We start from the raw sequence: 23,448 nt of genomic DNA, 5'->3' as shown, positions 1-23,448 counted from the left end.
CCCTTTTCCGCGGTCAGCTCCTGATCACCCGGACGTGAGGGGAGAGGAGCTCGGCGCCCTCCAGGGCCGTGGCCGAGACGTGGACCTCCTGCAGCCCCTCCAGCCGTGCCAGCGCGGTGACGTCCGCACGGCCGCCCGTGGCGAACAGCGCGAACCGCTGGAGCGAGGGGAAGGTCCGGGCCACCGTCTCGCACACGGCCTCCTCCGTGTCCGTGCTGAGCACGAGCACGTCGATGTGGGGAAGCGACAGGTCCCGGGGGAGCGACGGGAGGGCCGTGCCCCGGATCGAGAGCAGCCGCAGCTGGGTGAGGAGGGCCAGCTCCTGCCAGTCGTGGGCCGTGGCCGGGCGGTCCGTCCAGCAGCTGAGTGCGCGGAGGCGAGCGGCGGAGCGCAGGGCGCCGATGCCTTCCTCCGGCCACGTCTTGAGGGCGAGCTTCATCAGGGGCGCTTCGGAGGGAAGGCCGCCCAGTCCCCCGTACGCGCCGGGAGGGCCCTCCAAGGTCAGTGAGGTGAGCCTGGTGAGGCCGGAGAGCACCGAGAGGTCGGAGCCACCGCCACCCCGCGACCAGGAGAGCACGCTCGGGTCACAGACGGCGAGGAGCTCCTCCACCGCCCGCTCCGAGACCTCGCCCCTGATCTCCAGCAGGTCCGGGGTGATCCCGAGGCGGAGCAGTTCCGTCACCTGCTCGTCGTGGACCAGCGTGAAGCGCAGCTCGGACGGGTCGATGGCGGCCACGACCGCCTCGGCGTAGGCATGGTGGTCGAAGCGCTGCCACCCCCAGATCAGTTGGGCGCGTACGGGGACGGAGGGGTGACGGGCGAAGCGGGCCAGGTAGGGGACGGCCGCGTCGGAGCTGACGTGCGTCGCGGTCGTGACCACCAGGCGGGCGTCCTCGTCGTCCAGCCCTTCGGGCCCCGGCAGCAGGTCCAGGACCGCTCGGCCCGCCGCCGCCAGTTCCCTGGCCTCCACCGACGAACGGGGCGGGACCAGGCCCGCGGCCCGGGCCAACACCTCCTCCCGCACTTCCTGCGCCACTTCCGTCGCGTGGTTCAGCGCGGTCGCCGCCAGGACCAGGAGGCGGAGCTGCACCGGGCGGTCCTCGGCGGCGTCCGCCGCCCTGATCAGCTCGCGCAGGATCTCCGCGCACTCGCGCGGGCGGGCGTGGCCCACCGCCATGCGGATGACGTCTTCCCAGCGGTCGTCCGTGGCGTGCTGGACCAGGACGCCGATGTCCCAGCGGTCCACCAGGGCCTTGGCCGCCAGGTAGTCCTGGAAGGTGCGGTGGACGAAGTCGACGGTGTCGGTCGTCGGCTCGCGCAGCAGGCCGCTGCGGTGGAGGAGGTGGGTGAGGACCCGGCCCGGGGGGTGGACGGAGGCCTCGGCCACCGCGGGGAGGGCCTCCGCGACGATCGACTCGGCATGGGCGCGGTCCATCTGGAGCCGGCCGTTCAGCGTCAGCCAGTAGGCGAGCCGCTGGATCAGTTGGATCTGCGGCGCCTCGTCCAGCTCGATCCCGTACGGCTTCCCCATGTCCCGCTCGCGGTCCCGGCGGGACAGCAGCATGGAGAGCGCGGAGTCGTAGAGCGCCTTGCGACCTCGGGGGAGATAGCCGTGCCGGTCGCGGTGGAGGGCGCAGAGGAGGCTGCACATGAGCGGGTTGGTGGCGAGCCGGGCGACGTCTTCGGTCGTCCGCAGGGCGTCGAGGAGCGGCTGCTCGTACGGCTCCGCTCCGGGCCCGGCCGCCCGGTGCCAGCGGCGCACGAAGGTGGCGGCCTCGGTGCGGGACATCGGGGCGAGGGTCAGGTCGGTGAAGCCGTCCCGGGCCAGCCAGCCGCTGCCCACGGCGGTGGGGCGGGCGGTCACCAGCCAACGGTTGCCCTCGTAGGCGCTGAGGAGGTTGCGGAGCCAGTCGTGGACCCGACCGCGCTCGGTTTCGGGGATCTCGTCGATGCCGTCGACGAGGATCAGCCCCCGTCCGGCGGCCAGCACCCGATCGGCCCAGCCGTCGGGCGCGGCGAGGGGACAGCCGGCGGCGGGGAGGAAGCGGTCGGGGGAGGAGGGGAGCCGCTCTCCGTGGCGGGTGAGGGCGCGCAGCGGGAGGACGAACGGGATGTGCCCGTGCAGGTACGCCATGCCCTCCGCGCGGTCTTCCGAGGCGGCCGAGACGGTCAGCCACTGGATGAGGGTGGTCTTGCCCGAGCCGGCCAGGCCCCGCAGCAGCACCCTGCCGTGTCGGGCGAGGGCGAGGTCGGCGCGGATCGGATGCTGATCTTCCGGCTGTGGGCCGGGGCGGACCGTGCCGTCGGGAGGGGAGTCCGTTCCGGTCGCCTCCAGCGACAGGTAGGCCGTGTCCAGGGGCCAGTCGCCCGGTGACCGGTGGAGGTCGATGCCGTGGAGGGCGAGCCGGCCGTGCTTCTTGGCGAGGTGCTCCAGGTAGCGGCGCTCGAAGGCCGCGTCCGGGGAGTCCGCCCGTGGCGTCCGCCGGATGACCTCGTCCACCTTGGCGAGGAGCTCGGCCTGGTTCCTGGTCTGTTCCACCAGGCTGCGGGCGATGAACGTGGAGCGCCGGGTGAAGAAGTCGAGGAGGTGGAGGCAGGCCCACTCGGTCAGGGAGTCCAGATGGAGCACCGCGTCCGTGGAGAGGCCGTCCGGGGGCGGGGCGGCCGTGCGCAGTCGGGCGGCGAGGGCGGTGTGGCCCAGCCGGACGGCCTGGACGTCGTCCATGTCGAGCTCGCCGAGGGCCAGGAGGACCGTGGCGAGGGCCTCGGCGACGGCCGGGGCCTCGGCGGCGGGGAAGGACTGTTCGCCGGGCCCGTTCAGGGAGCGCTCGACCAGCGTTCCGGCGAGCTTGCGGACGTCCTTCTCGGTGAGGGTGCGCTTCTCGCCCCGGAAGGAGAGCAGGGCGGAGAGCCGGACCTTCTCCGAATGGTCGATGAGGCCGGCCCCCGCACCCTCGCTGACCAGTAGTTTCTTCAGCAGCGGACTGATCAGTGCCGAAGCGAGGCGGGTGCCGATGAGCGTCGGTTCCATGCGTGTCCCCCCGTGGATTCCCGAGGCGATCAGCGTAGTGCGGGAGGGGCTTTCGGGCGGCTCGGTTGCGTGACCCAGGTCGCTTTCGGGGTGGGGCGCTGGTGACAAGGCGCACAGGCGTTTCGGGGGGTACGAGGTGGAATAGTAGCGACCTTTGGTGTCGATTCGGGACTTTTAGGTGTAAAGATCCAGGACCTTGATCCCGAGGGGGCGACGCGGGTGCGGGGCCGACTTCCTGGCGCTTGCGGGCCTCCGGTGACGTGCGTGTAAACCGATCCCCTTGTGTGCTTATGTCCGTTTCTCGAACCCCGCCCCGGGGGTGTTGCGGGTCGAACTTCCCGAGAGATCGCTACGACGCAATGTCGTAGATGGGGTGTTTTGGCCTGACTGGGGGGTCGGGTTACCAAGGTGGGGCAAGCCCGGCGCAGCACCGTTCCGCGTCGGGTCCCGTACTGCCCGGAGGTTTTCCCCCGTATGTCGAAGCGCGTCATGAACCCCGCCGTCCGTGTCACCGCCGTCGCTCTCGCCGCCGCCGGCCTGGGGGCGTCGATGGTGGCCGGAGCCGGGTCCGCCTTCGCCGCCGAGGGCAAGGCCGCCGCCCCGGTCGCGCTCACCGCTTCCGCCGCCGTCGCCGCCCAGGCCGATGCCCAGGCCCAGGTGGCCGCCCAGGTGAAGGCCGCCGCCGCGAAGGCCAAGGCCGCGACCGTGAAGGCCACCGCCACCAAGACCGCCGTCACGGCCAAGAAGGCTCCGGCGTGGGTCAAGCCGGTCGTCTCCTACACCCTCACCGCCAGCTTCAACCAGGGCGGCGCCATGTGGGCCCACAAGCACTCCGGTCAGGACTTCGCCGTCCCCGTCGGCACCCCGGTCAAGGCCGCTGCCGCCGGTACCGTCGTGAAGGCCGGCCCGAACGGCGGCGGCGACGGCCCCGCCTACGGCAACGCGATCGTCGTGAAGCACGCCAACGGCACGTACTCGCAGTACGCCCACCTCTCGAAGATCAAGGTCTCCGTCGGTCAGAAGGTCGCGGCCGGCCAGCAGATCGCCCTCTCGGGCAACACCGGCAACTCCTCCGGCCCGCACCTGCACTTCGAGATCCGCACCACCCCGAACTACGGCTCCGCCGTGAACCCGGCCGCCTTCCTGCGGTCCCACGGCGTCACCATCTGAATCTGACGCTGCTACCGGCCCTCGTGGGCCTGGTCGATGAGGTCGAGGGCGACCCCGAGGACGGCTTCCTGCTTGTCCTCGGGGTCGCCCTCGAGGTGCTGCACGAAGAACGTGCCCGCGTGCAGGGTGGAGACCGCGCTGACGCAGCGGACCTTCTGTTCGATGGTGAAGTCCGGCTCCTGGAGGAGCTCGGTCAGCGCGAGCACGCGCTCCTTGAAGGTCAGGCCCACGCTCAGTTCCCGCACGGTGGCCTGGTTCTCCTGCATGAAGCGGAAGAGCGGGGCCGCCGCGAGCAGGGCCACCTGGTAGCGGCGGAGGGTCTCGCGCTTGGTCTCCAGGGTCCGGGGCTGTTCCCGGGCCCACTCGATCAGCTCGTCCATCGGCCGGGTCAGGTCCTCGAAGATCCCGATGAGGATGTCTTCCTTGGTCTTGAAGTGGTAGTAGAGCGCGGCCTTGGTGACGTCGAGGCGTTCCGCGATCTCGCGCAGCGAGGTCTTCTCGTAGCCCTGCTCGGCGAAGAGTTCGAGGGCCACGTCCTGGATGCGCTGGCGGGTGTTGCCTCGGGCCATGGCGGATCTCCACTTTCCAGAAAACTTACTTGACGCCCGGCTAGTTACCGGCCTACCTTCCTCAGTGTAGTAACTAGCCGGGCGGCAAGTAAGGGATCGAGATGGCGACGGAACAGCAGGCACCCATGGCAGAGGGGAAGTCCGGGGCGCAGCCGCGCAGCGTGCGCGTGGTGCTCCTCGCCCTCATGATCGCGATGTTGCTCGCGATGCTCGACAACATGATCATCGGTACGGCGATGCCGACGATCGTCGGTGAGCTCGGCGGCCTGGAGCACCTCTCCTGGGTCGTCACCGCCTACACCCTGGCCACTGCGGCCTCCACCCCCCTCTGGGGCAAGCTCGGCGACATGTTCGGCCGCAAGGGCGTCTTCCTCACCTCGATCGTGATCTTCCTGATCGGCTCGGCGCTCAGCGGCATGGCCCAGGACATGGGGCAGCTGATCGGCTTCCGCACGATCCAGGGCCTCGGCGCCGGCGGCCTCATGGTCGGCGTGATGGCGATCATCGGCGATCTGATCCCGCCCCGTGAGCGCGGCAAGTACCAGGGCATGATCGCCGGCGTGATGGCCCTCGCCATGATCGGCGGTCCCCTCGTCGGCGGCACCATCACCGACCACTGGGGTTGGCGCTGGTCCTTCTACATCAACCTGCCGCTCGGCATCGTCGCCCTCGCCATGGTCACCACCGTCCTGCACCTGCCCAAGAAGCAGCGCAGCACCGGCACCCGCATCGACTTCCTCGGCGCCGCGCTGCTGACCGCCGGCATCACCGCGATCGTCCTCGTCACCACCTGGGGCGGCACGGAGTACGCCTGGGGCTCGGCCACCATCATCGGCCTCGCCCTCGGCGGCCTCGTCGCACTCGTCGCCTTCCTCTTCGTCGAGACCCGGGCGAGCGACCCGATCATGCCGCTGCACATCTTCCGCAGCCGCAACTTCACCCTGATGTCCCTGATCGGCTTCATCACCGGCTTCGTGATGTTCGGCGCGGTCCTCTACCTGCCGATCTTCCAGCAGTCCGTCCAGGGCGCCTCGGCCACCAACTCCGGCCTGCTGCTCCTGCCGATGCTGCTGGCGATGATGGTCGTCTCCCTGCTCGTCGGCCGGTTCACCACCAGCACCGGAAAGTACAAGGTCTTCCCGATCGCGGGCGGTGCGCTCATGATGGTCGGCCTCTTCCTGCTCTCCACCATGGACACCGGCACCTCGCGCCTCGTCTCCGGGATCTGGATGGCGGTCCTCGGCGCCGGCATGGGCTTCCTCATGCAGATCACCATGCTGGTCGCCCAGAACAGCGTGGAGCTGAAGGACATGGGCGTCGCCTCCTCCTCCACCACCCTCTTCCGCACGCTCGGTTCCTCCTTCGGCGTCGCGATCATGGGCGCGCTCTTCACCAGCCGCGTCCAGGACGAGATGACCTCCCGCGGCGGGGCCGGGCTCACCGAGCGCACCGCCCAGCTCGACGCGGCGAGCCTCGCCAAGCTGCCGGACGCCCTCCGCGAGGCGTACCAGCACGCGGTCGCCTCCGGCACCCACGGCGCCTTCCTGGTCGCCTCGGCCGTGGCGGTCCTCGGCTTCGCCCTCGCCTTCTTCGTCAAGGAGGTGGCGCTCCGCGGCGCCGGACCGGCCGCGGCCCCGAAGGCGGAGGCCGGCGACGGGGCCCCCAAGGTCGCCGAGGCGGTCTGACCCCGGCGCGGGGACCCGCACGAGCACGAGGACGGTGGGGCCGCTCCCGAGAGGGGGCGGCCCCACCGTCGTGTGGTCACTGCGGTGGCCGCAGCACGGGGAAGCTGCCCGTGTTCGTCGGCGCGTGGTCCGGTAGCCACAGCACCGCGATGGCGCCGCCCACCCCCTCCGGGGACCCCTCCGAGGCCACGTTCCGGAAGGTCAGCCGGGCGCCGAGGACCCGGGCCTGCCCGGCCGCGATCGTCAGGCCCAGTCCGTGGCCCTGGCCCGCGCGGTCGCTCGTCCCCGTGCGGAACCGGTGCGGGCCCTCCTTCAGGAGCGCCTCGGGGAAGCCCGGACCGTGATCGCGGATCCGCACCACCCGGCCCTCGACGGTGACCTCGACCGGCGGTTCGCCGTGCTTGGCGGCGTTGGCCAGGAGGTTGCCGACGACCCGCTCCAGCCGGCGCGGATCGGTGTTCACCCAGGACTCGTGCACGACCCGGACGACGACGCCCGGGTGCAGGGCCCGCACCCGCCGCTCCACGAACTCGCCGAGCGCGATCTCCTGGAGCTCGGCCCGTTCCGAGGCGCCGTCCAGCCGGGCCACCTCAAGGACGTCCTCGACCAAGGTGCGCAGCACCTGCGCCCGGTTCCGGACCAGCTCGGCAGGGCGCGACGGCGGCAGCAACTCGGCCGCCGTGAGCAGCCCGGTGACGGGGGTGCGCAGCTCGTGCGCGATGTCGGCGGTGACCCGCCGCTCGGCCTCGATCCGCTCGCTCAGGGCGTCGGTCAGGGAGTCCACCGCCCACGCCAGGTCATCGGTCTCGTCCCGCACGACCCCGCCGACGGCCTCCTGTACCCGGACGTCCCCGTTGCCCTGGGCCACCCGGCCGGCCGCGACGGCGGCCTTCCGCAGTCGCCGCGAGAGCCGGCCGCCGATCAACACGCCGAGCGCACACCCGCCGAAGACCACCGACACCGAGCCGATGACCAGGGCCCGGTCCAGGTCCCTCATGACGGTGGCGCTCCGGTCGGCGAAGGGGATGTGCAGCGAGAGCACGTCCCCGTTGGCGAGGGGGACGGCCGCCCACACGTCCGGCGGACCGCCGTGCCGGTGTTCCTGCACGAAGGTCCCGCGCCGCCGGTCCCGCATCAGCTGGTCGAGCTCCGGCGGCAGCGCCGGATCGTTGATCTTCGTGCCGAAACGGGGCTCCTTCGGTTTCGCCGTCTCGTACAGCCGCTGGGCGAAGAGCAGCCGCTCCATCTGCACCTCGCGCGCGTTGTCGAGCATCGAGATGCGGGCGGCGTTGTGCACGATCACGCTCAGGGTGACCGCGATGAGGGCGCCGACCGCTGCGATGGCGACGGCGATCTTCCAGCGGACTCCGGTCCGGAAGGGCGGCGGCCTCACCGACGCGTGCCCGTCGTGCAGGACGTCTCGTGGGTCATGCCGGGTCAGTTCTTGAGCTTGTAGCCGAAGCCGCGCACGGTCTCGATCCGGTCCTGACCGATCTTGGCGCGGAGTCGCTGCACATGGACGTCCACGACCCGGGTGTCGCCGCCCCAGCCGTAGTCCCAGACCCGCTCCAGGAGCTTGTCCCGGGACAGCACCGTGCCCGGCGCCGAGGAGAACTCCAGCAGCAGCCGCATCTCGGTCGGGGTCAGTGCCACCGGCGCACCGCCCTTGTGGACCTCCATGCCCTCGGTGTCGACCTCCAGGTCGCCGAAGACGAGCAGCCCCCCGGCGTCCGCCGGCCCGTTCCCGCGCTCGCCCGCACCTCCGGCGTGCCCGAAGCGGCGCAGCACCGCCCTGATCCGGGCCATCAGGACGGAGCCGTCGAAGGGTTTGGTGACGTAGTCGTCGGCCCCGGCCTCCAGGCCGAGCACGACGTCGATGGAGTCGGCGCGCGCCGACAGCATGATGACGGGAACCGTCGACTCGTCGCGGATGCGACGGCACAGGCTCACCCCGTCCATCCCCGGCAGCATCACGTCGAGCAGGGCGATGTCGGGGCGCTTCGCCCGGAAGGCGTCCAGGCCGGAGAGCCCGTCGGGCATGGCGGTCACCCGGAAGCCGTCGCGCTCCAGGGCGAGTTGGGTGGCCTCACGGATGACGTCGTCGTCCTCGACGAACAGGACATGGGTTTCGGCCATCGTGCGTGCCCTTCGGGGTCGGTGCGTTCTTTCTGCGCGGGGGGTGCGGGGGTGCGGATCAGGGGGCCGCGGGCCCGCTCGGCGCGGGCTCCGGGCCGTCGCCGACGGCCCGGCTGTAGTCGTTGTGCACCCAGTCGTGCTGGGTGAACGCGTTCCCCGACCAGCGGTAGGTGATCACGTCTTCGCCCGAGGGGTACGCGACGGGGTCGCCCTTCGCATAGACCTGTCGGGTGACGACGAGGTCACCTCGGTCGATCGTGGCGTAGACCGCCGCCTCCTCGGCCGTGAACACGTTCTCGTACCGGTCGCTCTGCTTCCGGTAGACGTACGTCCCGATGCCGACCGCATCGCCGCAGGTCATCACGTTGACGACGACATCGGGGTCGGAGGCCCCGGTGAGGTTGCCGTAGGAGGCGTCCACCGGGTAGGCGTCCGCGACGCACGGCTTCAGATCGTCCTTGAGCCCTGCGTCGATCTTCGGGTCGGCCTTCAGCAGCGCGATCGGATCCACCCGCTCGGCCGCCTGCGGACCCGAGGGGTCGGAGGCGGAAGGGACGGGCGCCGCGGCGACGACCTCGTCGGTGCGGGCCGCGCCCTCGTCACGGGAGCCGGTGCCACCGCTGGAGCAGGCGGCCAGCGACAGGCCGACGGCGACGAGGCCGGCCGTCGCCGCGCCCGCCGCCCTGGCCGTACGGGGCGGGCGGGGGCCGGTGGCGTCCCGGCCGGCACCGGAGCCGCCGTCGAGGTCCTCGCCGCAGACTTCGGCGACGGGGCCGCCCGGGGCGTTCCCCTCGCCGTCGGAACCGCCCCGGTGCCGGTCTCCTCTTCCGTCCGGTTCGCCGTCTAGGCCGCGCACCGCTCCCTGCCCCCTTCGCCGGTCCGTACCGTCGTCCGCCCCTCCGCCCGGCCCGGGGCACGGGCGTCGAGGCCGCGTCCCTCCAGCTCCTGGCGGAGCCGGGCGAGCGCACGGTGGAGCGTGGACTTCACGGTACCCGTCGACATGCCGAGCGCCGCCGCCGTCTCCTCGGTGCTCATCTGCTCCCAGTGCCGCAGGACCACGACGCTGCGCTGCTTCGGCGCGAGCACCGTCAGGACGTCCATGAGCAGGGCCCGGTCGGCGTGCTGCTCCGTCAGGTCGTCGATGCTCGCATCGGGCAGCTGTTCGGTGGGGACCTCTTCGAGCTTGCGGGAGCGCCACCACTCGGTCCGGGTGTTGATCATGACCCGGCGCAGGTAGGCGTCGGCGAGGGACTTGTCGGCGATGCGGTCCCAGCGGCCGTACGTACGGGCCAGCGCGGTCTGCAGGAGGTCCTGGGCCTCGACGGGGTCGGCGACGAGGCGACGGGCGCTCCGCAGCAGCGCGTCCTGCCGCGTGCGTACGTACTCCTCGAAGTCGAGCACCTCGCCGTGCCTCATCCGAACCGCCTCCGATCCCCGTGACCTGCTTGTTCCTCGTGTCGTGGACGACGCTACGGAGCGGTTGTCACGGGGCTGTGCGGGGCAGCCGTCGGTGGACGCACGGCTACCCATCGGTTGTGTAACAGCGGGGGCGGGAAGGTTTCGGGCGGTCGGCCTCAGGACGTCGGCAGCCGGTACCTGCCTCCGTCCAGCGGCTCGACCAGTCCGTCCGAGACCAGCCCGTCCAGGGCCCTGGCCCGCTGCACCGGCTCGTCCCAGACGAGGTCCAGGTCGGCCTGGGGCACCGGGTCCGGCGACTCCCGCAGCACCGCGAGGAGCCGGCCGCGCACCTGCCGGTCGGTCCCGGCGTACGTCTGGCCGCGGCGCGGCGGCCCGTCGTGCGCCGGCTTCCCCGCGAGCCGCCAGGCGCACTTCCCGGCGATCGGGCAGCGTCCGCAGTCCTCGTTCTTCGCCGTGCACACCAGGGCGCCCAGCTCCATGGAGGCGGCCGCCCAGCGGGACGCCGTGGCCTCGTCCGCCGGAAGCAGGGCCCGGGCGAGCCGTCGCTCGGCGGCCGTGGTCGCGTTCGGCGGGTACTGGACCCCGGTCGCCGCCCGGGCGAAGACCCGGCGCACGTTGGTGTCCAGGACGGCGTGCCGCTGCCCGTACGCGAAGGAGGCGACCGCCGCCGCCGTGTACTCGCCGATGCCGGGCAGTGCGAGCAGCTGTGCGTGGTCGGCGGGCACGTCGCCGCGGTGCCGTTCCGTTATGGCCACGGCCGCCGCGTGCAACCGGAGCGCGCGCCGTGGATAGCCGAGCCGCCCCCAGGCGCGGACCGCCTCGCCCGGTGCTTCCGCGGCCAGGTCGGCAGGCCGGGGCCAGCGCGCCAGCCACTGCTCGTACACCGGGAGGACGCGGACGACCGGGGTCTGTTGGAGCATGAACTCGCTGACCATCACGCCCCAGGCGCCGGCCTCGGGGCGGCGCCAGGGCAGGTCACGGGCGTGCTGGTCGAACCAGGCGAGGACGGGCCCGTGCAGCTCGGCAGCGGGCACCGGGGCCTCGGGGACGGGGGGCGTGGGGGAAGCGTCGATGGAAGTCATGGCACCTCCGATCCTGGCACGTCTCCGGCGCGATCAGTACGCGCCGTGACGTGCCCGAGAGGGCCGCTCGGAGGGCGCGGGAGCGTGCACGGAGGCGCGCGTGCGCGGTCCGCGCCCCGCACACCAGACCACGGCCGAGCTCCGGCTCGACCGGGCCGTCTCCACCAGGGACCGCACGGGCCGTTCCCCCACCCGCATCACGAGGAAGGCGACCAGTCCGCCGAGGAGCAGGCCGACGGTCACGTCGTGCGGGTAGTGGACCCCGACGAAGACCCGGGAGAAGGCCATGAGCAGCGCCATCGGCACGGTCAGCCAGACGATGCCCCGCCAGGACAGCGCGAGCGCGATCGCAGCGGCGCCCGCGATCGCCGAGTGGTTGCTGGGGAAGGACCAGTCGCCGTGCGGCGGGCAGGTGATCAGGGAGGCGGGTGCACCGGTGACCGCGCGGCACGGGCGTTCCTCGTCGAACAACGACTTCAAGGCCTCGCTCACCACATAACCGAAGGCGGTGGCGACCGGGGCGAGCAGTGCGAGCGCCATCGCCCGGCTCGACCCCTCCCGGGAGCGCCACCAGCCGGCCAGGAACAGCGCGCCGAAGAGCAGCAGTCCCAGCTCCGTCCACACCTCGGCGACCCACTGGAACCAGTGGGGGGTGGCGTGGGCGAAGTCGGCGACGTCGAGGTACAGACGATCGGAGAGGTCGAGGAGGGTGTTCATGGGGAATGACGCTAACCGGAATCTGGAGTCCGTCTTCCCCGGCCAACGGTCACCACGGCTCCCCGGCGAAAGCGGGGCTTGCGATTCGCGTCGTTTCCCTACGGTTTCGGGGTCGCCCCCGGGAAAAGTTCCCCGAACCGACGGATGTGATCATCGGCAAAACTTGGCCCTTCGGGCGGCGGGTGGGGCGGGAGTTGGGCCGGATCTCTCGTAAGGTTCGGGGCGTGGGATCTTTGCGCAATCCGGTCGGGCCGCTTCCCTCCACCATCTATTGGCGACGGAGGGCGGTGGCGCTGTGCCTGGTGGCGCTCCTCGCGCTGCTCGCCGCATGGGCCTTCACCTCCGGTGACGGCGACGGGAAGAAGGCGAACGACGCCGCCAACGGCGCCACGCCGACTCCTCCCTCGATCACCCCGGGACCCTCCGGCACCGGGACGGCGATCAGCCAACAGCCCGGTGGGCGCGACGAGTCGGACGATTCCGACGACGGTGATGCCGGCGACGGCAGTGGCAGCGGCGGATCGACCGGCTCCGGCGGCTCGGACGCCGGCGCCGATGCGGGGACGGACGCCGGGACCGGGAGCACCGGAAAGAACGGCGACACCGACGGAGCGGGCGGTGACGGCGGCGCGGGCACCGGTGCGGGCCAACAGGTGCCGGCCGACTCTCCGCTCCCCAACTGCCCCGCAGGGACCCTGCAGTTGACGCTCCGCTCCACCAAGGTCACTTACGAGCCGGGGGAGAAGCCCCGCTTCCAGCTCGTCGTCAAGAACCCCTCGAACACCACCTGCAAGGCCGACTTCGGCCCCCGCAGCGCGGTTCTGACGGTCAGCGACGACCAGGACGAGGAGGTCTGGTCCTCCGCCGACTGCCCGCGCCCGGGCACCCCGGTCCTGTTGCGCGTCCCCGCCCGCGGCACCATCACCCACACCGTGGAGTGGGACCGCCGCCCCAGCGCCCCGCAGTGCGCCACCGCCCCGGCGGGCCAGGCCGACCCCGGCACCTACCTGGTGGAGGCGACGGTGCCGGGCGCGAAGGTGCTCCCGGCGTCGTTCAGGCTCGCGAAGGACTGAGGGCCCCTCCGGGACTCAGACGTACCGCTCCAGGATCGAGGACTCCGCGAGCCGGGAAAGCCCCTCGCGGACGCTGCGGGCCCGCGCCTCGCCGACCCCGTCGACGGTCTGCAGGTCGTCCACGCTGGCCGCGAGCAGCTTCTGCAGCCCGCCGAAGTGCTCCACCAGCCGCTCGATGATCGCGCCGGGCAGCCGCGGCACCTTCGCCAGGAGGCGGTAGCCGCGCGGCGACACCGCGGAGTCGAGCGTCTCCGGGGAGCCGCTGTAGCCGAGGGCCCGCGCCACGACCGGGAGTTCGAGCAGTTCGGTGTGGGTGAGCGCATCCAGTTCGGTGAGCGCCTCGGTGACCGTCCGGGAACGCTGGGGCCCCTTCCCGGAGGCGGCCCGCGGGGACGCCGGCTCCGGCGCGTAGTCCCGGACCACCAACTCCCGCTCCGGCTCCACCCCCGCGATCAACTCGTCGAGCTGGAGCGAGAGGAGACGGCCGTCGGTGCCGAGCTCGACCACGTACTCGGCGATTTCGGTGGCGATCCGGCGGACCATCTCCAGGCGCTGCGCCACCGCCGTGACGTCCCGGACCGTCACCAGGTCCTCGATCTCCAGGGCGGAGAGCGTGCCGGCGACCTCGTCGAGCCGGAGCTTGTACCGCTCCAGGGTCGCGAGCGCCTGGTTGGCGCGCGACAGGATCGCGGCCGACTCCTCCAGGACCCGGCGCTCGCCGTTCACGTACAGCGCGATCAACCGCATCGACTGGGAGACGGAGACCACCGGGAAGTTGCACTGCCTGGAGACCCGGTCCGCGGTGCGGTGCCGGGTGCCCGTCTCCTCGGTGGGGATGGAGGCGTCGGGTACCAGCTGCACGCCCGCGCGGTGGATCTTGGTGATGTCCTTGTCGAGGACGAGGGCGCCGTCGAGCTTGCACAGCTCGCGCAGGCGGGTGGCGGCGAACTCCACGTCCAGCACGAAGCCGCCCGTGCACATCGAGTCGACCGTCTTGTCCAGGCCGAGCACGATGAGACCGCCCGTGTTGCCCCGGAGGATCCGCTCCAGGCCGTCGCGCAGGGCGGTGCCCGGTGCGACCGCACTCAGGGCGGCGCGCATCAGTGCTTCGTTGCCGGAGCCCGCGCCGGACTTTCCAGGAGCTGCTGCCCCGTCCTTGGCTGCCACTGCACTCCTCCGGCTCGTACGGATGGGCGAGACCAGGGCAAAGTCTAGCGACACCACCTCGGCAGGGGGTCCGCCACCGGAACGAGGACCTCCCCTTCGTGCGGATCCGCACGGCAGAACGGGAGCGGGCGGGCCCCGCAGGCCCGCTCCCGCACGGGGCGGAGTCCCGGGAACCGGACCCGATCAGCCGCCCGGCGCGTCCTCCGCCGCCTTCGTCCTGCGCCCGCGGGGCAGCACCCGCAGGGCATCGCCCACGTCCGCGACCTCCGTCACCTTCATGCCCGCCGGGACCTTCCCCGGATCCCCCGGGACCAGCGCGTGCGTGAAGCCCAACCGGTGCGCCTCGGCGAGCCGGCGCTGCACGCCCGTCACCCGGCGCACCTCGCCCGCGAGCCCGACCTCGCCGATCGCGACCAGGTTCTTCGGCAGCGGGGTGTCGCTCGCCGCGGACGCCAGGGCCAGCGCGATCGCCAGGTCGGCGGCGGGCTCGGTGAGCTTCACCCCGCCCACGGTCGCGCTGTAGATGTCGCGCTTGCCCAGTGCGCTGATCCGGCCGCGCTGCTCCAGGACCGCCAGCATCATCGAGACCCGGGAGGTCTCCAGGCCGGAGGTGGTGCGGCGCGGGGAGGGGATCTGGGAGTCCACGGTCAGCGCCTGCACTTCGGCCACGAGCGGCCGGCGGCCCTCCAGGGTGACCGTCAGGCAGGTGCCCGGCACGGCCACGTCACGCCGGGTCAGGAAGAGCCCGGAGGGGTCGGCGAGACCGGTGATGCCCTCGTCGTGCAGCTCGAAGCAGCCGACCTCGTCGGTCGCCCCGTACCGGTTCTTCACGCCCCGGACCAGGCGCAGGCGCGCGTGCCGGTCGCCCTCGAAGCTGAGGACGACGTCCACCAGGTGCTCCAGGAGCCGGGGCCCCGCGATCGCCCCGTCCTTGGTGACGTGGCCGACGAGCAGCGTCGACATGCCGCGCTCCTTGGAGGCCCGGATGAGGGCGCCGGCGACCTCGCGGACCTGGGCCATGCCGCCGGGCGCCCCGTCGATCTCGGGGGAGGCGACGGTCTGCACCGAGTCCAGGACCAGCAGCGAGGGCTTCACGGCGTCGAGGTGTCCGAGGACGGCCGACAGGTCGGTCTCCGCGGCCAGGTACAGGTGGTCGCTGATCGCGTCGATCCGGTCGGCGCGCAGCCGGACCTGACTCGCCGACTCCTCGCCCGTGACGTAGAGGGTGCGGTGCTCGTCGCTCGCCGCCTTCGCCGCCACGTCGAGCAACAGCGTGGACTTGCCGACGCCCGGCTCGCCCGCGAGCAACACGACGGCGCCCGGCACCAGGCCTCCGCCGAGCACCCGGTCCAGCTCGTCGACACCGGTCGAGCGGGCGGTCGCCTGCCGGCCGTCGACCTGGCCGATGGGCAGCGCGGCGTTGGAGACGCGCCCCGGCGCGGTCGTCCGGACGGCGGGCGCGCCGTACTCCTCGACCGTCCCCCAGGCCTGGCACTCGGGGCAGCGACCGAGCCATTTGGCGGTCTGCCAGCCACACTCGGTGCAGCGGTAGGACGGCCGGTCCTTGGCGGTTTTCGTACGGGCAGCCATGAGCGACACCGTACCGGCCGCCACCGACAGCGGGGCGCGGTCCTTCCCACGGGGGAGGGCCACGGCGCCGGAGCACCGGCTTCCTGTCCCCCTTCGAGGGATACCTTCACCCGTAAGAATGAGAATCGGGCAACCAATATGAAGAGTGCCCCCGGTCCTGCCTACGGTCGCCCCGTGACGAGCAGCAGGCTGGAATCCTCCGCACGCACCACCGGCGCACACCGGGCGCACCGCGCCACGGACCAGGGCCGGCGGGCGCTCGGCCGGCGACCCCCCGCCCGCTACGAAGCCGCCCTCGACGGCCTCTTCACGTACTGCCTCTCCGTGCTCTGCGACCACGACACGGCAACCGCCGTCCTCGGCGACGTCCTCGCCGTCGCCGAACGCCACCAAGGCCGTTGCCCCTCCGACGTGGACGGACGCACCGCCTGGCTGTACGCCCTCGCCCGCTGGGCCTGTCTCCGCAGCCTCGGCGAACAGCGCCGCAAGCGCCAGGGCGCCCACACCGGCCGCCCGGCCGTCACCGCACCCGAACCGCCCCCGGTTCCCCGGGAGACCGCCGAACGGCGCCGCGCCGAGCTCGCCCGGCTCGCCTGGCCCGAGGCCGCCGGCACCACGCCCGAACAGCGGGAGGCCCTGGAGCTCTCCGTGCGGCACGGACTCAGCCACCGCCAGGTCGCTGCCGTGCTGTCCCTGGACCCGCTCGCCACCCGCGAACTCCTCGCCACCGCCGGCTGCGAAGTGGAACGCACCCGTGCCGCCCTCGCCGTCGTCGAGACCGGCGACTGCCCCACCGTCGCCCGGCTCACCGGAGACCAGCGGGTGCTCCTCTCCGCCGCCCTGCGCGCCGAACTCGTCCGGCACGTCGACGACTGCCCCCACTGCCGCCGCACGGCCGAGCGGGTGGGGGCCGGGGGGCCCTGGCCCGGCGGTCCCTCCCTGCCGACGGACCGGCTGCCCCTCGTCGAGGCGCCCCGGACCGCCGCGTACATGGCGATGCTGCACGTCCCGCGCGCGCGTGCCGGCGCCCCGCGCTTCGCGCCGACCGGGTTCCCCCTGGACCCGAAGGACCACACGGCCCGCCGCGACCGGATGCGGGCCCGCGCGGTGACCACCACCGTCGTCGCCGCCGTGGTCGCCGCCCCCGTCCTCGCCCTGTGGACGTCCTACCGGGGAACCCCGGACACCGACACCGCCGGCCACGACGGTCCCGGGATCAGCACGCCCGAGGCGGACGAACCGGCGACCCCGGACGGCGCCCCCTACGACCGGTACGAGAACGCGGGCAACACCAGCACCGCTCCCGAGCCCCGCTTCACCCAGGGCAGCCGCGCCCCCGACGTCTCCGTCGAGGTGGTCAGCCCCGGCAGCACCGCAGCGCCGTCCCGCCCCGGAGAGCCGGCACCCGGATGGATCGAGGTCGCCGCCACCGGCCGCGGCGACCTCACGCTGCTCACGCTCACCGCCTCCGGCGGTTCACCCGTCGACTGGTCGCTGTGGACGGACGCGCCGTGGCTGTACGTCAGCCGGGCCTCCGGCACCCTCCGCCCCGGCGAGAAGACCACGATCGTCGTCCGCGTCGACCGGGCGCGCGAACCCGTCGGCTCCTGGAGCGCGCGGATCGGGGTCAACCCGACGGGCGCGGTCGTGCGGATCGACGGCCACCGGCAGCCCCCGCCGCCCGAGGACCGGGTGATCACGCCCCCGCCGAGGACGACGGAGCCGACGCCCCCGCCGACCGCCCCGCCGCCGACGGACCCGGGCGAGCCGCCCACGGACCCGCCGCCGACCGACCCGAGCGAGCCGCCTCCCACCGGGCCCACGGACCCGCCGCCGACGACCGGGCCCACGGACCCGCCGCCGACCACGGAGCCGACGACCGGGGAACCTCCGTCCACCCCCTCGGACCCGGACCCGTCGACGACGGAGGAGCCACCCCCACCCCCGTCCTCCTAGGAACCCCGGAACCCTCCGGTCGACCTGCGCCGCGGGACACGGCCCCCCGCAGTCCCGCGGGACCGCCGACGCGCCCCGTACGAGGGCGCCCCGCCGCCCCGCGGCGGGCCCGTTCCGGTCCGCCGGGGGGCCGGACGGCACCCCCTCGGATCAGGCGGGGTCGGCCGGGTGCGGCGCCACGAGCGGCAGGTGCGAGGCGAGCCGGGCCTCGCACAGCCCGGCGAGCACCCGGTACGCCTCCTCGCCCATCATCTCGACGAGCTCCGGCCGGTACGAGACGTAGACGGGCTCACCGCCGACGTGTGCCGAGGAGGCCGTCGTGCAGTACCAGTGCAGGTCATGGCCGCCGGGCCCCCAGCCGCGCCGGTCGTACTCGCCGATCGACACCTGCAGCACCCGGCTGTCGTCGGGGCGCTCGATCCAGTCGTACGTCCGCCGCACCGGCAGCTGCCAACAGACGTCGGGCTTCGTCTCCAGCGGCTCGCGGCCCTCCTTCATCGCCAGGATGTGCAGCGAGCAGCCCGCACCGCCCGCGAAGCCGGGCCGGTTCTGGAAGATGCAGGACCCCTCCCAGCGGCGGGTCTGCCGGTCGCCGTCCTCGTCGCGCTGCACCCAACCCGACTCGGTCCCGACCCCGTGGAACTGCCACAGCTCGGGCGTCAGCCGGGCCACGTGCTCCGCGACCCGCTTCTCGTCGTCCTCGTCGGAGAAGTGCGCCCCCAGCGTGCAGCAGCCGTCGTCGGCGCGCCCCTCCTGGATGCCCTGGCAACCGTTGCCGAAGATGCAGGTCCAACGGGACGTGAGCCAGGTCAGGTCACAGCGGAAGACCTGTTCCTCGTCGGCCGGATCGGGAAACTCGACCCAGGCGCGGGCGAAGTCGAGGCCCTTCTCGTCCGGCTCCTCGGCCTTGCCCCGCTTCTGCTTCCCGACCTTCACGGCCTTCACCGACTTCGCCGCGTGCGCGGTCCTGGCCGCCTTCACGCCGTCGTCGGCACTGTCCTTGTCCGGCTTCGCCTTCTTCGTCTTTGGCACAGGACCAAGCGTATGCGGGCGGGCGCACGGACCTCTGCTTCCACCCGGCCCGGCGGAGCGGGTGCCGAAGCCCCCCGTCCGCGACCCGCGCCACCGCGGCAGCGCTCCGGGGCCGGCCGCCCGGCGCCGTGACGCGTCCCACGGGGTCCCGGCCGGCCGGCGCCCCGGGCGGCAGTCGAAGCCAATGGTTCATCCGGCAACGGAACCGGCCGGGTCATCGGTACCGTTCCGCCCATGAGACTCGGAGTCCTCGACGTCGGTTCGAACACGGTGCACCTGCTGGTGGTGGACGCCCACCCCGGCGCCCGACCGCTGCCCGCCCACTCCCACAAGGCGGAGCTGCGGCTCGCCGAGCTGCTCGACGAGCGGGGGGCGATCGCGCCCGCCGGCGTCGAACGGCTCATCGCGACCGTGCGGGACGCGCTCGCCGCCGCCGAGGACAAGGGCTGCGAGGAAGTGCTGCCGTTCGCCACCTCCGCGGTGCGGGAGGCCAGCAACGCCGATGCGGTGCTCGCCCGCGTGAAGGACGAGACCGGGGTCGACCTCCAGGTCCTCACCGGCGAGGAGGAGGCCCGGCTGACCTTCCTCGCGGCCCGCCGCTGGTTCGGCTGGTCCGCGGGCAAGCTGCTGCTCCTCGACATCGGCGGCGGTTCCCTGGAAGTCGCGTACGGCATCGACGAGGACCCGGACACCGCGGTCTCCCTGCCGCTCGGCGCGGGCCGGCTGACGGCCGGCTGGCTGCCCGGCGACCCGGCCGACACCTCCGACGTGAAGGCGCTGCGCCGCCACGTGCGCGCGCAGATCGCCCGCACGGTCGGCGAGTTCAGCCGCTTCGGCCGCCCCGATCACGTCGTGGCCACCTCCAAGACCTTCAAGCAGCTCGCCAGGATCGCGGGCGCACCCGGTTCGGGAGAGGGCCTCTACGTGCAGCGGATCCTCACCCGCAGGTCCCTGGAGGAATGGGTGCCGCGGCTCGCCGCCATGACCGTTCCCGAGCGCGCCGCCCTCCCCGGCGTCTCCGAGGGCCGTGCCGGACAGCTCCTGGCCGGCGCCCTGGTCGCCGAGGGCGCGATGGACCTGCTCGGCGTCGCGGAGCTGGAGATCTGCCCCTGGGCCCTGCGCGAGGGCGTCATCCTGCGCCGTCTGGACCACCTGCCGGAGCACTGAGGGGCCGGGCGCCGCACCGGGGGAAGGCCGCGACCCGCGGCCACCCGGGCCCGGACGGGCCGTGCCGGGCCGTGACGTGCGCGGCCGGGCGTGACCGGAACCACCCCCCGGCCCCCCGGCCCTCCCCGTACCCTGTCTCCGTGGCAGAACCAGCGGTGCGCATCCCGGATGCGAAGGTCGCCCTGTCGACGGCCTCGGTCTATCCGGAGTCGACGGCGACGGCCTTCGAGATCGCCGCGCGCCTCGGGTACGACGGCGTCGAGGTCATGGTGTGGACCGATCCGGTCAGCCAGGACGTCGAGGCGCTGCGCAGGCTCTCCGACTACCACGGGGTCCCGGTGCTGGCCGTGCACGCCCCCTGCCTCCTCATCACCCAGCGCGTCTGGTCCACCGACCCGTGGGTCAAGCTCCAGCGCGCCCGTACGGCCGCCGAGCGGCTCGGTGCGTCGACGGTCGTGGTGCACCCGCCGTTCCGCTGGCAGCGCCAGTACGCCAAGGACTTCGTGACCGGCATCTGGCGGATGGCGGACGAGACGGACGTGCGGTTCGCCGTCGAGAACATGTACCCGTGGCGGTACAAGGACCGCGAGATGCTCGCGTACGCCCCCGAATGGGACGTCACGAAGGACGACTACCGGCACTTCACCGTCGACCTCTCGCACACCGCGACCGCCCGCACCGACGCCCTCGCCATGATCGACCGGATGGGCGACCGCCTCGGCCACGTCCACCTCGCCGACGGCAAGGGGTCCGCCAAGGACGAGCACCTGGTGCCGGGGCGCGGCACGCAGCCCTGCGCCGAGCTCCTGGAACGGCTGGCGCTCACCGGCTTCGACGGGCACGTGGTCATCGAGGTCAACACCCGCCGCGCGATGTCAGCCGCCGAACGCGAGGCCGACCTCGCGGAAGCCCTCGCCTTCACCCGGCTCCACCTCGCCTCGGCCGCCGGCCGGCCCGCCCCGGGCCCCGGAACCGCCCCGGGCCCCCGCACGACGGAACGGGCCCCCCGCACATGACCGAGCCGGCCCCGCGACGGCGTGGCCGCCCGTCCCGCACCGAGGAGGAGAGCGGCCCGGGCGCGCGCGAGCGCATCCTGGAGGCGGCCCGCACGCAGTTCGCCGAGCGCGGCTACGACAAGGCGTCCGTGCGCGGCATCGCCAGGGCGGCCGGGGTGGACCCGGCGCTCGTGCACCACTACTTCGGCTCCAAGGACGAGGTCTTCGCCGCGGCCGTGGAGGTCTCCTTCGAGCCCACGACCGTCGTCCCGGCGATCCTCGGCGGCCCGCGCGAGGCCATCGGGGAACGCCTCGCGCGCTTCTTCATCGGCGTCTGGGAGAACCCGGCCTCCCGTGCACCGCTCCTCGCGATCGTCCGCTCCGCCCTCACCCACGAGGCGGCGGCCAAGGTGCTGCGGACCTTCGTGCTGCGCCGACTGCTGGAGCGGATCGCGGCCGAACTGGACGTGCCGGACCCGAGCTTCCGCGCCGAGCTCGCGGCCTCCCACATGATCGGGATCGCGATCCTGCGGTACGTGATCCAGGTCGAGCCGATGGCCTCGGCGGACCCGGAGCAGATCATCGAGCAGGTGGCCCCGACGCTCCAGCGCTACCTGACCCGGGCTTGACCGAAGCGTGAACATCCGTCCCGCATTTCGGACGGCCTGTCCAGATCTTGGAGCAGCGGCGTACGCTCGGTAGCAAGCACACCCGTCACGAGGAGCGAGCGACGATGCCCGAGCTGAGGTCCCGCACTGTCACCCACGGCCGCAACATGGCGGGCGCACGCGCCCTTATGCGCGCCTCCGGTGTACCCGGCGCGGACATCGGCCGGAAGCCCATCATCGCGGTCGCCAACTCCTTCACCGAGTTCGTCCCCGGCCACACCCACCTCCAGCCGGTCGGCCGGATCGTCTCGGAGGCCATCACGGCCGCCGGCGCCATCCCGCGCGAGTTCAACACGATCGCCGTCGACGACGGCATCGCGATGGGCCACGGCGGCATGCTCTACTCCCTGCCCTCCCGCGACCTGATCGCCGACAGCGTGGAGTACATGGTCGAGGCGCACTGCGCCGACGCCCTGATCTGCATCTCCAACTGCGACAAGATCACTCCCGGCATGCTGATGGCCGCCCTGCGCCTCAACATCCCGACGGTCTTCGTCTCCGGCGGTCCGATGGAGTCCGGCCGGGCCACCCTCGTCGACGGCTCGGTCCGCACGCTCGACCTGGTCGACGCGATCTCCGACGCCGTCAACCCGAACATCTCGGACGAGGACATCTCCCGCATCGAGGAGAACGCCTGTCCGACCTGCGGCTCCTGTTCCGGCATGTTCACCGCCAACTCGATGAACTGCCTGACCGAGGCCATCGGCCTCTCCCTCCCCGGCAACGGCTCGGTCCTCGCCACCCACACCGCCCGCCGGGCGCTCTACGAGAACGCCGCCCGCACGGTCGTCGACATCACCCGCCGCCACTACGAGCAGGACGACCACTCCGTCCTGCCGCGCTCCATCGCGACCCGTGCGGCCTTCGAGAACGCCATGGCCCTCGACATCGCCATGGGCGGCTCGACCAACACGATCCTCCACCTGCTCGCCGCCGCCCAGGAGGCCGAGCTCGACTACGGCCTGACCGACATGGACGCCGTCTCCCGCCGCGTCCCCTGCCTGGCCAAGGTCGCGCCGAACGTCGCCAAGGACCGCACGTACTACATGGAGGACGTGCACCGGGCCGGCGGCATCCCCGCCATCCTCGGCGAGCTCTACCGGGCCGGGCTGCTCAACGAGGACGTGCACGCCGTCCACGCGCCCTCCATCAAGGAGTGGCTGAACACCTGGGACGTGCGCGGCGGCTCGCCCTCCGAGGAAGCCGTCGAGCTGTGGCACGCCGCCCCGGGCTGCGTCCGCTCGGCGACCGCCTTCTCCCAGTCGGAGCGCTGGGACACCCTCGACACGGACGCGGCCAACGGCTGCATCCGCGACGCGGCCCACGCGTACTCCAAGGACGGCGGCCTCGCCGTCCTGCACGGCAACCTCGCCGTCGACGGCTGCGTGGTGAAGACGGCCGGCGTCGACGAGTCGATCTGGACCTTCGAGGGCCCGGCCGTCGTCTGCGAGTCGCAGGAAGAAGCCGTCGAGAAGATCCTCAACAAGCAGGTCACCGACGGAGACGTGGTCGTCATCCGCTACGAGGGACCCAAGGGCGGCCCCGGCATGCAGGAGATGCTCTACCCGACGTCCTTCCTCAAGGGCCGCGGCCTGGGCAAGACCTGCGCGCTGGTGACCGACGGCCGGTTCTCCGGCGGCACCTCGGGCCTCTCCATCGGCCACGCCTCCCCGGAGGCCGCGTCGGGCGGCACGATCGCGCTGGTCGAGGACGGCGACCGGGTCCGCATCGACATCCCGAACCGCTCCATCGAGCTCCTCGTCGACGAGGACGTCCTCGCCGCCCGCCGCGAGGCCCTCGGCGGCGTGTACGCGCCGAAGGACCGCCAGCGCAAGGTGTCGGCGGCGCTGCGGGCGTACGCGGCGATGGCGACCAGTGCCGACAAGGGCGCTGTCCGGGACGTGACCAAGCTGGGCTGAGCCCGGCGGTGACCGGGCCGGGCCGAGCCCGGCGGACGCACGGCGGAGGGGAGCGGGCCCGCAGCCCGCTCC

Annotated in this window: 19 protein-coding genes; 8 read left to right on the top strand and 11 right to left on the bottom strand. The window is 72.9% G+C overall.

The genetic code is table 11. The annotated features are described in order from the left end of the window. Positions 1-13: 13 nt before the first annotated feature. Positions 14-3,031 carry an NACHT domain-containing protein gene (locus ACFW22_RS23200; protein WP_386407863.1) on the bottom strand — a complete coding sequence of 1,006 codons (3,018 nt, stop codon included), beginning with the start codon at positions 3,029-3,031 and terminating at the stop codon, positions 14-16. A gap of 474 nt (positions 3,032-3,505) precedes the next feature. Here ACFW22_RS23200 and ACFW22_RS23195 point away from each other — a divergent pair, with 474 nt between their 5' ends. Beyond that, positions 3,506-4,201 (top strand): M23 family metallopeptidase, encoded by a 696-nt coding sequence (locus tag ACFW22_RS23195; RefSeq protein ID WP_386407861.1) that lies wholly within the window; start codon positions 3,506-3,508, stop codon positions 4,199-4,201. A gap of 11 nt (positions 4,202-4,212) precedes the next feature. On the opposite strand, the gene ACFW22_RS23190 is transcribed toward ACFW22_RS23195, so the two are convergent. Next, positions 4,213-4,770, bottom strand: coding sequence for a TetR/AcrR family transcriptional regulator (locus ACFW22_RS23190; RefSeq protein WP_386407859.1), 558 nt, complete (start codon positions 4,768-4,770; stop codon positions 4,213-4,215). Between the two features lie 101 nt (positions 4,771-4,871). Between ACFW22_RS23190 and ACFW22_RS23185 the strand changes: the two genes are divergently transcribed. Beyond that, on the top strand, positions 4,872-6,455 hold the full coding sequence (locus ACFW22_RS23185; protein ID WP_386407857.1) for an MDR family MFS transporter: 1,584 nt from the start codon (positions 4,872-4,874) through the stop codon (positions 6,453-6,455). Between the two features lie 76 nt (positions 6,456-6,531). On the opposite strand, the gene cseC is transcribed toward ACFW22_RS23185, so the two are convergent. From cseC to ACFW22_RS23155, 6 genes are all read right to left on the bottom strand, one after another. Continuing rightward, entirely contained in the window at positions 6,532-7,848 is a 1,317-nt protein-coding gene (gene cseC, locus ACFW22_RS23180; protein WP_386407855.1) for a two-component system sensor histidine kinase CseC, read from the bottom strand. A 44-nt stretch (positions 7,849-7,892) separates the two neighbouring features. Beyond that, a complete protein-coding gene (cseB, locus tag ACFW22_RS23175; protein WP_386407853.1) occupies positions 7,893-8,591 on the bottom strand; it encodes a two-component system response regulator CseB in 699 nt (232 codons plus the stop codon). Between the two features lie 58 nt (positions 8,592-8,649). After that, positions 8,650-9,447, bottom strand: coding sequence for a hypothetical protein (locus tag ACFW22_RS23170; RefSeq protein WP_386407851.1), 798 nt, complete (start codon positions 9,445-9,447; stop codon positions 8,650-8,652). After that, positions 9,435-10,007, bottom strand: coding sequence for a SigE family RNA polymerase sigma factor (locus ACFW22_RS23165; RefSeq protein WP_386407849.1), 573 nt, complete (start codon positions 10,005-10,007; stop codon positions 9,435-9,437). The genes ACFW22_RS23170 and ACFW22_RS23165 overlap by 13 nt, the downstream gene beginning before the upstream one ends. Before the next feature lie 158 nt (positions 10,008-10,165). Further along, complete coding sequence (locus ACFW22_RS23160) at positions 10,166-11,092, bottom strand: A/G-specific adenine glycosylase (protein ID WP_386407847.1); 927 nt, start codon at positions 11,090-11,092, stop codon at positions 10,166-10,168. A 33-nt stretch (positions 11,093-11,125) separates the two neighbouring features. Beyond that, positions 11,126-11,809, bottom strand: a complete 684-nt coding sequence (locus ACFW22_RS23155) for a phosphatase PAP2 family protein (protein WP_386407845.1) — start codon at positions 11,807-11,809, stop codon at positions 11,126-11,128. Positions 11,810-12,033: 224 nt separating this feature from the next. Between ACFW22_RS23155 and ACFW22_RS23150 the strand changes: the two genes are divergently transcribed. Then, positions 12,034-12,882 carry a hypothetical protein gene (locus tag ACFW22_RS23150; protein WP_386407843.1) on the top strand — a complete coding sequence of 283 codons (849 nt, stop codon included), beginning with the start codon at positions 12,034-12,036 and terminating at the stop codon, positions 12,880-12,882. A gap of 15 nt (positions 12,883-12,897) precedes the next feature. Here the strand turns inward: ACFW22_RS23150 and disA are convergent, their stop codons facing one another. Both disA and radA read right to left on the bottom strand, forming a co-directional pair. After that, on the bottom strand, positions 12,898-14,049 hold the full coding sequence (gene disA / locus ACFW22_RS23145) for a DNA integrity scanning diadenylate cyclase DisA (RefSeq protein ID WP_386407841.1): 1,152 nt from the start codon (positions 14,047-14,049) through the stop codon (positions 12,898-12,900). Between the two features lie 183 nt (positions 14,050-14,232). Further along, entirely contained in the window at positions 14,233-15,639 is a 1,407-nt protein-coding gene (radA, locus tag ACFW22_RS23140) for a DNA repair protein RadA (RefSeq protein ID WP_386407839.1), read from the bottom strand. Between the two features lie 174 nt (positions 15,640-15,813). Here radA and ACFW22_RS23135 point away from each other — a divergent pair, with 174 nt between their 5' ends. After that, on the top strand, positions 15,814-17,595 hold the full coding sequence (locus ACFW22_RS23135) for a hypothetical protein (RefSeq protein WP_386407837.1): 1,782 nt from the start codon (positions 15,814-15,816) through the stop codon (positions 17,593-17,595). Between the two features lie 150 nt (positions 17,596-17,745). Here the strand turns inward: ACFW22_RS23135 and ACFW22_RS23130 are convergent, their stop codons facing one another. After that, positions 17,746-18,627, bottom strand: a complete 882-nt coding sequence (locus ACFW22_RS23130; RefSeq protein ID WP_386407835.1) for a hypothetical protein — start codon at positions 18,625-18,627, stop codon at positions 17,746-17,748. Positions 18,628-18,861: 234 nt separating this feature from the next. Here ACFW22_RS23130 and ACFW22_RS23125 point away from each other — a divergent pair, with 234 nt between their 5' ends. From ACFW22_RS23125 to ilvD, 4 genes are all read left to right on the top strand, one after another. Then, complete coding sequence (locus ACFW22_RS23125) at positions 18,862-19,794, top strand: Ppx/GppA family phosphatase (protein WP_386407833.1); 933 nt, start codon at positions 18,862-18,864, stop codon at positions 19,792-19,794. A gap of 140 nt (positions 19,795-19,934) precedes the next feature. Next, positions 19,935-20,810: a sugar phosphate isomerase/epimerase family protein gene (locus ACFW22_RS23120; protein ID WP_386407831.1), complete on the top strand. Its 876-nt coding sequence runs from the start codon at positions 19,935-19,937 to the stop codon at positions 20,808-20,810. After that, the gene (locus ACFW22_RS23115; RefSeq protein WP_384880420.1) at positions 20,807-21,418 is read left to right on the top strand and encodes a TetR family transcriptional regulator; all 612 of its coding nucleotides are present in this window, start codon (positions 20,807-20,809) and stop codon (positions 21,416-21,418) included. The genes ACFW22_RS23120 and ACFW22_RS23115 overlap by 4 nt, the downstream gene beginning before the upstream one ends. A gap of 104 nt (positions 21,419-21,522) precedes the next feature. Then, the gene (gene ilvD, locus ACFW22_RS23110; protein ID WP_386407828.1) at positions 21,523-23,376 is read left to right on the top strand and encodes a dihydroxy-acid dehydratase; all 1,854 of its coding nucleotides are present in this window, start codon (positions 21,523-21,525) and stop codon (positions 23,374-23,376) included. The last annotated feature ends 72 nt before the right edge of the window (positions 23,377-23,448 follow it).

The sequence above is a fragment of the Streptomyces sp. NPDC058872 genome, assembly GCF_042743065.1.
Classification (GTDB): domain Bacteria; phylum Actinomycetota; class Actinomycetes; order Streptomycetales; family Streptomycetaceae; genus Streptomyces.
Note: the sequence above shows the minus strand (reverse complement) of the source record. Positions and strands in the feature narration are given on the sequence as shown.

What these genes read in the sequence shown, in the direction of transcription:
- ACFW22_RS23160 (WP_386407847.1), bottom strand. Translation starts at nt 11,092, where the DNA reads ATGACTTCCATCGACGCTTCCCCCACGCCCCCCGTCCCCGAGGCCCCG.
- ACFW22_RS23185 (WP_386407857.1), top strand. Translation starts at nt 4,872, where the DNA reads ATGGCGACGGAACAGCAGGCACCCATGGCAGAGGGGAAGTCCGGGGCG.
- ilvD (WP_386407828.1), top strand. Translation starts at nt 21,523, where the DNA reads ATGCCCGAGCTGAGGTCCCGCACTGTCACCCACGGCCGCAACATGGCG.
- ACFW22_RS23125 (WP_386407833.1), top strand. Translation starts at nt 18,862, where the DNA reads ATGAGACTCGGAGTCCTCGACGTCGGTTCGAACACGGTGCACCTGCTG.
- ACFW22_RS23165 (WP_386407849.1), bottom strand. Translation starts at nt 10,007, where the DNA reads ATGAGGCACGGCGAGGTGCTCGACTTCGAGGAGTACGTACGCACGCGG.
- ACFW22_RS23115 (WP_384880420.1), top strand. Translation starts at nt 20,807, where the DNA reads ATGACCGAGCCGGCCCCGCGACGGCGTGGCCGCCCGTCCCGCACCGAG.
- ACFW22_RS23195 (WP_386407861.1), top strand. Translation starts at nt 3,506, where the DNA reads ATGTCGAAGCGCGTCATGAACCCCGCCGTCCGTGTCACCGCCGTCGCT.
- cseB (WP_386407853.1), bottom strand. Translation starts at nt 8,591, where the DNA reads ATGGCCGAAACCCATGTCCTGTTCGTCGAGGACGACGACGTCATCCGT.
- ACFW22_RS23190 (WP_386407859.1), bottom strand. Translation starts at nt 4,770, where the DNA reads ATGGCCCGAGGCAACACCCGCCAGCGCATCCAGGACGTGGCCCTCGAA.
- radA (WP_386407839.1), bottom strand. Translation starts at nt 15,639, where the DNA reads ATGGCTGCCCGTACGAAAACCGCCAAGGACCGGCCGTCCTACCGCTGC.
- ACFW22_RS23200 (WP_386407863.1), bottom strand. Translation starts at nt 3,031, where the DNA reads ATGGAACCGACGCTCATCGGCACCCGCCTCGCTTCGGCACTGATCAGT.
- ACFW22_RS23155 (WP_386407845.1), bottom strand. Translation starts at nt 11,809, where the DNA reads ATGAACACCCTCCTCGACCTCTCCGATCGTCTGTACCTCGACGTCGCC.